Raw genomic sequence first — 11,627 nt, 5'->3', positions numbered from 1 at the left:
CGAATTTGCAAAATAGCTTCATTATATTATTTATTTACCACCCCTACTTTTATGACTGACTTATATTGAGATATCATGAGACCATTGTTAACTGAAATCAACCAACTACTGTCAATGTTTGTAGTCGTTTCAGTCATTGATTATAACAATTGATTATCTTCTACATATTGTTCAAGTATTTGATGCATTTTATCGAACATCAATTCTAGACCATGAACAGTTGAGTCATGATATTCTTTTTTCTTTTGTTTATATTCTAATGTTGTTAAACGTCTTTCACGTTCGACTAATGACTGATAATAGAAGAACATTTGTGTACCGCCACTTTCACGTTCTTCAAATTCGACTTCAATAATATCTTCTTGATCACTTAATTCAGGCATACCAATTGTCATTTTAATATACTCGTTATTAACGAGTTCTTGATATGTACCTTGAATTATATTTTGACGCCCATTACGTGAATCTACAATTCGATATGAACCGCCTTCTTTCATATCTACATCAATAGATTTATTTGTACGTTGAGAAGTCATAAACCATTGTTTTAATAAATCTGCGTCTGTCCAAGCTTGATATACTAATTCTGGTGAGTATTTCAATAAGCGTTCGATATGAATTTCAACATTTTCATTCTCTACATTATATTTTGCCACTTGTTTCACCTACTTTCACTCTTACTTCTATTTTAACGTATTTCAATACAGTTCCAAACTTTGAACTATTAAAATGTTTAATTATTTTAAATTTCTTAATAAAAAACAACCTACACAACTGTGCTGATTACTTAAGATTGCTGTTCGGTTTAGCTTTAACACGTGGATATCTTAATATAATCGCTAAAATGCCACAAATTCCTAGTAAAAAGGAATAAATACAATACGGCATAACACTAAACGGAGATATACTTGCCACGCCAGCTGCTGCAATGACTTGTGGACTATAAGGTAAAAAGCCTTGGAAACATCCCGCAAATATATCTAACAAACTTGCTGATTTACGCGGATCAACATCATATTCATCAGCAATATTTTTCGCAAGTGGCCCCGACATGATAATTGAAATTGTATTATTAGCTGTTGCAATATCTGCAGCACTCACTAATCCAGCAATACCAAATTCTGCGCCACGTTTCGTTTTAACTTTAGAACGAACAAAATTCAGTAACCATTCAATGCCACCATTGTGTTGAATGATTCCAACTAAACCACCAATTAGCACTGCAATGATTGCAATATCCTCCATACCAATAATTCCTTCTGATACTGCTTGTAATAATCCCTTCCAACCAAAAGAACCATCAAACAAGCCAATCAAACCAGATAATAATGTACCACCGATTAAAACGATGATTACATTCACACCAATCAGTGCTAAGGCTAATACCAATACGTAAGGAATGACTTTAATTAAATTGTAATCATAGCTTTTAGAGTGATCTATTGAAATACCATTAGTAAGGAAGAATAAGACAACAATTGTTAATAGTGCTCCTGGTAATACAATCCAAAAATTCACTTTAAATTTATCTTTCATTCGTGTCTTTTGCGTTCGAACGGCAGCTATCGTTGTATCAGAAATCATCGATAAATTATCGCCGAACATGGCACCACCTACAACCGTACCCATTGCTAACGCTGCTGGAATATCCGTTGCTTGAGCAAACCCAAAGCCAACAGGTGCTAATGCCGCAACGGTTCCTACTGAAGTACCCATTGAAATAGAAACAAACATACATATTACAAATAAACCAACGATAATTAAATTCTGCGGTATTAATGATAAACCTAAATTTACAGTTGATTCAACGCCACCCATTTTTTCAGTTGTGGTTGAAAAGGCACCGGCCAATATAAAGATAAAGACCATCAAAATAATGTTTGAATGACCTGCACCTCTTGTAAATACCTCAACTTTATTTGCGAATGTTTCTTTTCTATTCATAATTAAGGCAACGATAACAGTAATTGTGATTGCTACATTAAGGGGCATATTTGTAAAATCACCTGTAACTGCACCAACACCTAAAAACAAGGCAATAAATAATACTAGTGGCAGTAACGCCCATGCATTGCCTTTTCTTTGTTCTTCCATACTTAACCTACTTTCCTTATAAAAATAATTTTATTATTAAAGTTACAAGAATACTGTCATAACGTCAATAAAGTTTTATGGAAATTGCATATTTAAAATCATCGTTTGTGACATGACATTAATGATTGGGTCGTTCAATTGTAAATTGCTCGCCTAATTTAGCGTAATCATTACCTGCTAAACGTGCAACAGGTTTGAGTTGATTTGCATTAATTTTACTGTCTCCAAAATATACATCGTCCTGTATATGATACTTAACAATTGTTCCAATAATTAAATCGGCGCCCTCATCTTCAGAGCCTAATAAAATCATTTGTTCAAGTTGACACTCAAATCTAATTTTGGCTTCTTTGATTGCTGGTACATCAATAATATCAGAAGTCATCATATGGAGTTCAGTCAAATCAAGTTCATTGTCTTCAGGTTGGATTGGCGCTGCAGTTTTATTAATTTCTTCAACATTATCTTCATCCGTAATATGAACAACAAATGATTTAACGTTTTCCATATTGATTGCGGTATCTTTGCGTTTTCCTGCTTTTCTTTGTGCGGAAATAGCAATCATAGGTGGCGCATTATTAACGATATTGAAAAAGCTAAATGGTGCGGCATTTAAACGCCCATCGCTATCTGAAGATGTAACAAATGCGATCGGTCTTGGAATAATCGAGCCACTTAATAATTTATAATTTTGAATATCTGTTAATTGCTTAGGATCAATGTGCTTCACGCTCTATCACTCCTACTCATTTCATTATAAAAACGCAAGAGTCTTATTCAAACCCTTGCGTTGGATTTACAATTTTATATTTAATTAATTTGAATACCACCAGTTACACCGAAGACTTGACCAGTTGTATAACTTGAGTCTTCAGAAGCAAGTAAGACGTATGTGCCAGCGAGTTCTACAGGTTGTCCTGCTCTACCTAGTGGTGTATCTTGACCAAATTGTGGTATCGCAGACTGTGGCTGACCTCCAGTGATTTGTAATGGAGACCAGAATGGACCAGGTGCAACGCAATTCACTCGAATCCCCTTCTCTCCTAGTTGTTCAGAGAAGCTTTTCGTGAGTGAGATGATGGCTGCTTTTGATGCTGCATAGTCGTGAATAAGTGGATTGGGATTATAGCCTTGAACAGATGATGTTGTTGTTATAGATCCACCAGGTTGTAAATAATCCAATGCCCTTTGCACGGTCCAAAATACTGGATATACATTGGTTTCAAATGTTTCTTTAAACGATTGCGTATCAAATCCTTGTAATGTGTCATGATACTGTTGATGACCTGCTACTAATGTCACATTATCTAAACCACCTAGTTCATTATACGCTTGTTCAACTAAATCATAATTAAATTGTTCATCACGAACATCCCCAGGTATTAAGACAGCTTTACGTCCTGCCTTTTCAATAACGTCTTTAACTTCTTGCGCATCTTGTTCTTCATTTGGAAGGTAGTTAATGGCAACATCGGCGCCTTCTTTCGCATAAGCGATAGCTGCCGCACGTCCAATTGCTGAATCACCTCCCGTTACCAACATTTTATAATCCAATAAACGATGATGCCCCTCATAGGAAGTTTCCCCACAATCAGGTTGTGGTGTTAAATTGGATTGAAGTCCTGGTAAATCTTGTTCTTGCTTTTCATAATCAGATGACTTAAATTTAGTTCTTGGATCTTGTGCGCCCATTTTATTCAACTCCTAAAGCATGTTTAGTGTTTGTTTACCCATTCTTATTGATTATTAAATCAATTATTGAAAAATATCATACAGTCACACACACCATATTTAAATTTCATCATTGGCGATGAATTAAATTAAAGCGCTTCAAACAACTGATCAATGAGCGTTATAAAATATTCTGGGACTTTCTCAAGTATACGTTCATCTGGATCAAATTTTGGATGATGTAGATCGTATTTACTATTTGAACCAATAAATGCAAACACACCAGGATGATTAGCTAATAAACCAGAAAAATCTTCACCAATCGTATACGGATTCTCTAATTCAATGATGTTATAACCGACCTTTTTAGCGGCTTCTTTAGCATGTTGCGTTAAGTACGCATCATTGACTACCGTTCCTGGAAGTCTGGTATAAACAACTTCAATTTCTACATTAAATAATTGCTCTAACCCTTGGGCTATCTCATGAAATCGCTGTTCTATATAATTTTGAATCTCAGGTTTAAACGAACGCACTGTGCCTTGGACATAAGCTTGATCAGCAATTACATTCCATGTATTACCAGATGATACTTCTCCAATCGTCACTACCGCGCTATCAAAAGCCGATATATTTCGACTTACAATCGTTTGTAGACTTGTAATTAATTGACCGAGTACCATAACTAGATCATTACCTTGTTCAGGTTTTGCAGCATGCGCGCCTTTACCGTGAATTTTAAATTCAAAACGATCAACAGCGGACGTAATAGGCCCAGCCTTAATTGCAAATTCTCCAATATCTAATGTTGGATAGTTATGGAATCCAAGAATAGCTTTGACATCATCCAAGACGTCTGTCTCTGCAATTGCTTTAGCACCATAACCCGTTTCCTCTGCAGGTTGGAATATCAATTTCACACGACCTTTAAGTGTTTGCTCTTGTTCTTTTAATTTAGTGGCAATAGCTAAGATGCTAGCCATATGAATATCGTGACCACACGCATGCATCACGCCTTCATTAGTTGAAGTGAATTCATGGTCAACTTGCTCTGTAATCGGTAACGCATCTATATCTGTACGTACAGCAATACATGGTTCTCCTTGACCAATTTCAGCTATGAGACCTGTTTCTAAAGGAAGGTCAATGATTTTAATATCATATGCTTGTAATATACGTTTTATACGTTTCGTCGTTTCGTATTCTTTCTGAGATACTTCAGGAAATTGATGAAATGTTCGTCTCCAATTGACATAGTCATTAAACGTTGTCATATCGATTGTCGTCCTTTCTTTTTGAAAATAAAGTGAATGACATAATAAATCAATGTCCCTATAACGACACCAATAGCTAAATTGTGAGACATTAAAATTAATATCATCGTTATCATCATAACGATGCCATGTGTAATTGGCGCTTCTCTCAAATGTTTAAATGTACGTCTATCAAACGTATTTAAGGATATCGTAATGAGTACCGATGCCAAAACTGCCATAGGAATTAATCCTACAATTGGGCCCAAAATGACAACACAAGATAAAAGAAACATTCCAGTAATCAATGTCGCTAACCGTGTTGTGGCGCCCATTTTAAAATTAAACTTTGACTGACCTACTAAAGCGCTTGAACCATAGCCACCTAGAAATCCAACTAACACATTAGCTAACCCTTGACCCATCACTTCACGATCTTTATTCGATTCACTTTGCGTTATGGTGTCCATCATATCGTTAGTAAGATTGGTTTGAACGACAGAAATGATAGCCATGGTTAATGCATATAACATGATAATACTAAGTGCATGTGCATTTAGTAATTCTGTATAAACAGAAGGCTTAGGGAGGGTAAGTCGAATTTGTGCTAAATCATGTACCAATTGAACATTGGGTTTAATTAAATAACTTACTACTGTTAATACGATGATGGCGATTAGTGGCGCCGGTATCAATCGTATCAATTTCGAGGATAAATAAATGATAAGAAATGTTGCAATTGCTACATAATACGTTGCAGTTGTAATGCCAAATATATATTTTATTTGTGTCGTAAGTAGTAAAATCCCCAACGCATTCATAAATCCTATAACGACAGTATCGGGAATATGATGGAGTATCTTATCTATACGACATAACCCAAAGATAATCAAAATGATGCCCATAACAATTGTTGACATAATTAAATAATGAACATTGTATTGTTCAACAAGTGGTGCACCTACAATAGAAATACCACTACTCGGACCAGATACCATACTAATCCGTTCTCCTAGCAAACTTATAAACAACATCATTAATCCACAACTCATCAACCCTACAGTAGGACTAATATGCACGATAAACGAGAAAGCTATAGATACTGGGAGTAATGCTAACCCCATTAAGATACCAGCCAAGATATTTTGTGCAACATCACCACGCCATTGTTGCTTATAGCTTAATCGTTTCATTACCAGTCACTCCCCTATTAGTTTATATCGTAACATAATTGTCAAACTTTTCTATCAATTTAAATTAGAAAAAGAGCGGAGTCTGGGGCATAAATAATATAATAATGCTATTTAGCAAATTCGCAGTAGCTGACTGAACTGAAAAGGCGCTTAAATCAAGCTTTTCTCAGTTCTAGTCACCCTTGCGGGGGTGGGACAACGAATTTAAAAGAATTCTGTCCCACTCCCCGCTCTCACATATATGAATACATGATTTATAAGCAATTAATACGTCATCGTTAACGGTATAGTCTTATCATTCACGTTAATTATTGATACTTATACTAAGAAATGATGAATTAAATTTGCTGCTAATTTAGATGTACGATCATCTACATCATAGTCAGGATTGGTCTCTGCAATACTAATGGAAGATACTTTTTCACTTAATATGATTCGTTTACTAATTTCAAATACTGAATGCGGATATAATCCCAACACACTTGGTGCACTAACGCCTGGCGCAAACGCACTATCAATCACATCCATACATATCGTAAACATAATCGTATCATGATCGTGAATAAATCGTTCTACTTTATCTTTAATGGTAGGTGATACTTGATGTAAGAGTTCATCCGCATACACATAGATAACATCGTTGTCTTTCGCATAATCATACAATGCGCGCGTATTGCCACCTTGAGCTAATCCTAGTACTAAATAATCAGCCTTATCATCATTATCTAGTATTTCTCGAAACATCGTGCCAGATGTAGGTGGTTCATCAGGTCGTGTATCGAAATGCGCATCAATATTTATAATGCCAATTGAAGCATCTGGATAGACATCTCTTGTCGCTAAATATTGGGCATAGGCAATATCATGTCCACCACCAATGAGAAAGGCTTGCTGATGTTGTTGAATAACTTTAGCGGATAACTGTGCCATCTCCTGTTGTGTCTCTCTTAGACAGTCATTCGTATGTGAGACATTGCCGTAGTCAACAAGCATATCACACTCACTTAAATCTGGAAGTTTCGCAAACTCACGTTTAATAGCGTCTGGTCCTTTTCTTGCTCCTACTCTACCCTTATTGTTCTCTACACCTTTATCAACCGCATATCCTAAGAAACCAACGCCTGTCTTCTCTCCTACATTTTCCATTTTTTCTAAATTAGCAAATTGTACTGTTTGAAAATGTCTAAACTGTTTGGGATCTGTGTCGCTATCTAAACGACCTGTCCAAAGTTGCGGATTACCTTGTGTATACATTTCATTGCCCCCTATTGATTTACTCTATACCATTATCTTACACCACAATGTAATGCATCGTTAATGTTACGTTATACTTTTGCTTACCCTTTTCAAATTAATTTAAGACATTAAAAATTGTTTTCAATCATATAAAAATAATTCAAGACTATTACATTTTAATGATATTTAAAATGGACAATTTATTTATACCCTTGTAATATGTATAATATTAAAGAAAGAGTTTTTACGGTTACCCTAATGGAGGTTACATAAATGAAGACGAATCGTATATCAGGATTTCAATGGGCGTTAACAATATTCGTATTCTTCGTAGTTACGATGGCGCTATCATTAATCTTACGAGATTTTCAAGCAACAGTAGGTATCAAACGTTTTGTATTTGATCTTACTGACCTTGCACCGTTTATCGCAGCAGTTGTTTGTATTATTGCATTTAAAGATAAACGTGCTCAATTAGCTGGATTAAAATTTTCAGTTGATATCAGAGTTATTGAACGTATATTACTAGCACTGATTTTACCGCTAGTGATTTTCATGATTGGCATGTTTAGTTTTAATACTTTTGCTGATAGTTTTATTTTATTACAAGCAACTGATTTATCTGTATCAGTGACAACAATCATTGTCGGTCATCTTTTAATGGCATTTTTTGCGGAATTTGGATTCCGTTCATATTTACAAAATATTGTTGAAAATAAAGTGAATACATTTTTTGCTTCAATCATTGTTGGTTTAATTTATTCTATTTGGGCAGCAAATACAACTTACGGAATGGAATATGCAGGATATCACTTCTTATATACATTCATGTTCTCAATGATTATCGGTGAATTAATTCGTGCAACAAAAGGACGTACAATCTATATTGCAGTTGTATTCCATGCCGCAATGACATTTGCGCAAGTATTCTTATTTAGTGAAGAAACTGGTGACTTGTTCTCAATGAAAGTCATTGCTTTGAGTACAACATTAGTGGGTATTATCTTTATCATTTTAAGTTTAATCATTAGATTTATTGTATATAAAACAACAAATCGTTCACTAGATGAAGTCGAACCTAACAATTATTTAGATCATGTGAATGATGACGACATTACAGACTCAGATAGTGAAGATGTAACTGATGACACAAGTGCTGACAAAGAAGACAACAAGACCACTCATCCTAACAACGATGACAGTGTAAGTCACGCATCACAGTCTGAGACATCTTCAAGTATTTCAGATGTAGAACTTAAAGAGAATACGGCTTATAAAGAAGAAAGACGTTCATCTGTTGTTGATGATGCCAAAGATGAAATCGACCATGTAAATGACACAGCGAATCATAAAACGGATAAGTAAAGCTTATACACCTTGTGATTTCTTATAAAGACTCACAAGATATTTAAAAAGCCTAGGACATAATTAATATGATGGTGCTATTTTGCAAATTCGCAGTAGCTGACTGAACTGAAAATGCACTTAAATCAAGCTTTTTTCAGTTCTAGTCATCCTTGCGGGGGTGGGACGACGAATTTTAAAAGAATTCTGTCCCACTCCCTTTATTTATAATTTTAACCCCATCTTGTGTACCAACAATCACTTGATCAGTAATATTTAAAAAATATCCTGTTTCTAAGACACCAGTTAAATGAATTAAATAATCATGAAATGTAAATGGATCAATTTGTTTATTTAATTGACAGTCTAAAATATAATTCCCATTATCAGTAATAAATGGTACATCATCACTCATACGACGCTCTGTCACGACATCTTCATACATTTCAATTTTTTTAGCAATATGTAACCAATTAAATTTATCTACTTCGACTGGTAGTTTAAAACCTTCACCCAAATAATTAACGAGTTTGCTTTCATCCGCTAAAACTACAAATCGATGCGCCATTTCATCAATTACTTTTTCACGAAATAAGGCACCGCCGCCACCTTTAATTAAATTAAGGTTAGGATCAACTTCATCAGCGCCATCTATAGCCAAGTCAACGTGATCAACATCATTGATATCAACAATATGGATATCTAACTTCTTCGCAATTAATGCACTTTTATTAGAGGTACACACACCTGTAATATTTAATTGTTCATTATGAATTCTTTCAGCAATCTTTGGGATAAGCAATTCTATTGTGCTCCCCGTACCAATGCCTAATATCATATTGTCTTTAATTTGAGCTACAGCATCATCTACTGTCATGAATTTAAGTTCTTTAGCATCTTTCATCTTAACTGTGACCCCTTTTCAATTATACTCAACTATTATTTTACATGACGTTGAAACAAATACCTAGTTCAATATGAGAAATTCTTTTATCATTTTTCTTATCTTTTAATTGTGAGTATAGTAAAATTTTGCTTATTAACTTTATCTGGGGGAGAAGACAATGATTTCAGTCTATGCAATTTCAGTAGGCAAAATTGAACAATTAGATTACGGACAAAAAAGAGAAATGCGATCAGCTTTAAACAAGTCACCTTTTTCAGGAAAGATGTGGTTATCCAAAACTGGCTTTGCCGAAGATGAACAAGCGTACAAAGACCATGGTGGGCCTCATAAAGCAGTGTGTTGCTTTAGCAAATCGCATTATAACATGTACAAATATGCGTTGGACACAGTTCCAGATTATGCAATGTTTGGTGAAAATTTAACTGTAGAAGACTTAGATGAAGCAGATGTCTATTTTGGAAATCAATATCAATTAGGTGAATCAGTGATTGAGGTATCCGAAATTAGAGAACCGTGTTGGAAGATTCAAACTAAGTACGGCATTACAGATTTGGTTAAACGAATGACTTCGAGTGGTAAAACTGGCTTTTACTTTCGAGTCATACAAGAAGGCTATGTAGACCAAGATGATGATTTAAAATTAATCCATTTAGCAGATGAAACAACACGACTCTCTGTACAAGAACTGAATGAAATTTATTATAACGACCGCAAAAACGTCAATCGATTGCGTTATGCGTTACAAAATCCATATTTAAGTGAAACTCGTATAGCTAAATTGCAAAAGCTATATCATCACGCACTTAAAACAACATCATAAATGACTAGTAAGGGACAGAGGAAGAAATACGATTTTCACAAAATTTATTTCTTCCTCTGTCCCTTACTATTTTTATATTATTTTTCTGCTACGTGATACATTGTCTTTGCGTAAAATGTGTCATTCGCTTTTAAAATAGATTGTGCTTTATTACCATACACATTAATATCATTAGGTAAAAATTGTGTTTCTAGAGATACACCTGAGTGCGCTTTATAAATATTAAAATCACTATCCCAACTTGTCGTATCATTAAACGTAAAGATGACGACATTCGGCATTGTTGTAGTAACATCTAATAAGAACTCATCATTCTCAATGAAAAATTGCTTGTTTCCAACATCGAATGGATGATCCAACCCATTTCTTGCACCAACCTGTTCTTTCAATTGGGCATTGTCTGAGTTAAAAATATCACTAAACGAAATGCAATTTGATTTAAATATTGTTACTAAATCAATTGGACTTGTGCTTGTAATTAAATTATGACTGTCAACTGGATACATATTTAATTGTTCACTCTTAATCTTGTGATTATCTATAACATTGTTATCTCTATTTAAATTGAAATAGACGTGATTCGTTGGATTAAATAGTGTATCTTGATTCGATTGTGCCTCATATTCTACTGTCCATCGGTGTTCTACATCATATGTGTGAATCACTTTAATAAACATATCTCCTGGGTACCCATCTTCCATAGACTTAAGTTGAACAGTAAAGGTAATCTTTATATTTGTAATGTTATCTTGGATGTCGTAATTAAAAAGTCTTTGATCTAAACCATTACTGCCACCATGAAGGTGATGCAGGTGATTATTCGCTTCAAGTTGATATGTTTCACCATTTAAATTAAAGCTGGCATTACCAATACGACCTGCATAGCGACCAATTGTAGCACCAAAATGAAAAGGATTAGATGGATAAAATTCATCCGCTTCAACTTTATTGCCTAAAACGATGTTGTTATCATGGTATTTCCACGAAACGACGCGCGCACCAAAGTTGGTGAATACAATATTCGTTTCATCGTTATCAATTTTGATTAAGTCAATACCATGTCTTTGCTTTTCTACTTCAACTATCATTACTTACGTCTCCCTCTTAAA

General features: G+C 34.6%; 11 protein-coding genes. 2 read left to right on the top strand and 9 right to left on the bottom strand.

Going from position 1 to position 11,627, the window contains the following annotated elements; genetic code table 11:
- Positions 1 to 140: 140 nt before the first annotated feature.
- The 7 genes from HMPREF3239_RS02600 to hutG form a co-directional block, all read right to left on the bottom strand.
- Entirely contained in the window at positions 141 to 656 is a 516-nt protein-coding gene (locus tag HMPREF3239_RS02600) for an SRPBCC family protein (RefSeq protein ID WP_070854622.1), read from the bottom strand.
- A gap of 127 nt (positions 657 to 783) precedes the next feature.
- The gene (locus HMPREF3239_RS02595) at positions 784 to 2,094 is read right to left on the bottom strand and encodes a Na+/H+ antiporter NhaC family protein (protein ID WP_070854617.1); all 1,311 of its coding nucleotides are present in this window, start codon (positions 2,092 to 2,094) and stop codon (positions 784 to 786) included.
- A gap of 118 nt (positions 2,095 to 2,212) precedes the next feature.
- Positions 2,213 to 2,824, bottom strand: coding sequence for a flavin reductase family protein (locus tag HMPREF3239_RS02590; protein WP_070854616.1), 612 nt, complete (start codon positions 2,822 to 2,824; stop codon positions 2,213 to 2,215).
- A gap of 80 nt (positions 2,825 to 2,904) precedes the next feature.
- Positions 2,905 to 3,786, bottom strand: a complete 882-nt coding sequence (locus HMPREF3239_RS02585; RefSeq protein WP_070854615.1) for an SDR family oxidoreductase — start codon at positions 3,784 to 3,786, stop codon at positions 2,905 to 2,907.
- A gap of 128 nt (positions 3,787 to 3,914) precedes the next feature.
- Positions 3,915 to 5,039 (bottom strand): amidohydrolase, encoded by a 1,125-nt coding sequence (locus HMPREF3239_RS02580; RefSeq protein WP_070854614.1) that lies wholly within the window; start codon positions 5,037 to 5,039, stop codon positions 3,915 to 3,917.
- Positions 5,036 to 6,211, bottom strand: a complete 1,176-nt coding sequence (locus tag HMPREF3239_RS02575) for a SulP family inorganic anion transporter (RefSeq protein WP_070854613.1) — start codon at positions 6,209 to 6,211, stop codon at positions 5,036 to 5,038. The genes HMPREF3239_RS02580 and HMPREF3239_RS02575 overlap by 4 nt, the downstream gene beginning before the upstream one ends.
- A 318-nt stretch (positions 6,212 to 6,529) precedes the next feature.
- The gene (gene hutG / locus HMPREF3239_RS02570; protein ID WP_070854612.1) at positions 6,530 to 7,465 is read right to left on the bottom strand and encodes a formimidoylglutamase; all 936 of its coding nucleotides are present in this window, start codon (positions 7,463 to 7,465) and stop codon (positions 6,530 to 6,532) included.
- A gap of 255 nt (positions 7,466 to 7,720) precedes the next feature.
- Between hutG and HMPREF3239_RS02565 the strand changes: the two genes are divergently transcribed.
- Positions 7,721 to 8,812, top strand: a complete 1,092-nt coding sequence (locus HMPREF3239_RS02565) for a peptidoglycan release complex CPBP-like subunit SdpC (protein WP_070854611.1) — start codon at positions 7,721 to 7,723, stop codon at positions 8,810 to 8,812.
- Positions 8,813 to 8,987: 175 nt separating this feature from the next.
- Here HMPREF3239_RS02565 and HMPREF3239_RS02560 read toward each other — a convergent pair whose 3' ends face one another.
- Positions 8,988 to 9,695 (bottom strand): ribose 5-phosphate isomerase A, encoded by a 708-nt coding sequence (locus tag HMPREF3239_RS02560; protein WP_070854610.1) that lies wholly within the window; start codon positions 9,693 to 9,695, stop codon positions 8,988 to 8,990.
- A 160-nt stretch (positions 9,696 to 9,855) separates the two neighbouring features.
- On the opposite strand from HMPREF3239_RS02560, the gene HMPREF3239_RS02555 reads away from it, so the two are divergent.
- The gene (locus tag HMPREF3239_RS02555) at positions 9,856 to 10,518 is read left to right on the top strand and encodes an MOSC domain-containing protein (protein WP_070854609.1); all 663 of its coding nucleotides are present in this window, start codon (positions 9,856 to 9,858) and stop codon (positions 10,516 to 10,518) included.
- A 77-nt stretch (positions 10,519 to 10,595) separates the two neighbouring features.
- On the opposite strand, the gene HMPREF3239_RS02550 is transcribed toward HMPREF3239_RS02555, so the two are convergent.
- Entirely contained in the window at positions 10,596 to 11,606 is a 1,011-nt protein-coding gene (locus tag HMPREF3239_RS02550) for an aldose epimerase family protein (protein WP_070854608.1), read from the bottom strand.
- Positions 11,607 to 11,627: the final 21 nt, after the last annotated feature.

It is taken from the genome of Staphylococcus sp. HMSC34C02 (genome assembly GCF_001838705.1).
Taxonomy (GTDB): domain Bacteria; phylum Bacillota; class Bacilli; order Staphylococcales; family Staphylococcaceae; genus Staphylococcus; species Staphylococcus borealis.
The sequence above is the reverse complement of the archived record's forward strand: the minus strand, read 5'-3'. Positions and strand labels throughout refer to the sequence as shown.

What these genes read in the sequence shown, in the direction of transcription:
- HMPREF3239_RS02585 (WP_070854615.1), bottom strand. Translation starts at nt 3,786, where the DNA reads ATGGGCGCACAAGATCCAAGAACTAAATTTAAGTCATCTGATTATGAA.
- HMPREF3239_RS02565 (WP_070854611.1), top strand. Translation starts at nt 7,721, where the DNA reads ATGAAGACGAATCGTATATCAGGATTTCAATGGGCGTTAACAATATTC.
- HMPREF3239_RS02575 (WP_070854613.1), bottom strand. Translation starts at nt 6,211, where the DNA reads ATGAAACGATTAAGCTATAAGCAACAATGGCGTGGTGATGTTGCACAA.
- HMPREF3239_RS02595 (WP_070854617.1), bottom strand. Translation starts at nt 2,094, where the DNA reads ATGGAAGAACAAAGAAAAGGCAATGCATGGGCGTTACTGCCACTAGTA.
- HMPREF3239_RS02560 (WP_070854610.1), bottom strand. Translation starts at nt 9,695, where the DNA reads ATGAAAGATGCTAAAGAACTTAAATTCATGACAGTAGATGATGCTGTA.
- HMPREF3239_RS02555 (WP_070854609.1), top strand. Translation starts at nt 9,856, where the DNA reads ATGATTTCAGTCTATGCAATTTCAGTAGGCAAAATTGAACAATTAGAT.
- HMPREF3239_RS02580 (WP_070854614.1), bottom strand. Translation starts at nt 5,039, where the DNA reads ATGACAACGTTTAATGACTATGTCAATTGGAGACGAACATTTCATCAA.
- HMPREF3239_RS02550 (WP_070854608.1), bottom strand. Translation starts at nt 11,606, where the DNA reads ATGATAGTTGAAGTAGAAAAGCAAAGACATGGTATTGACTTAATCAAA.
- hutG (WP_070854612.1), bottom strand. Translation starts at nt 7,465, where the DNA reads ATGTATACACAAGGTAATCCGCAACTTTGGACAGGTCGTTTAGATAGC.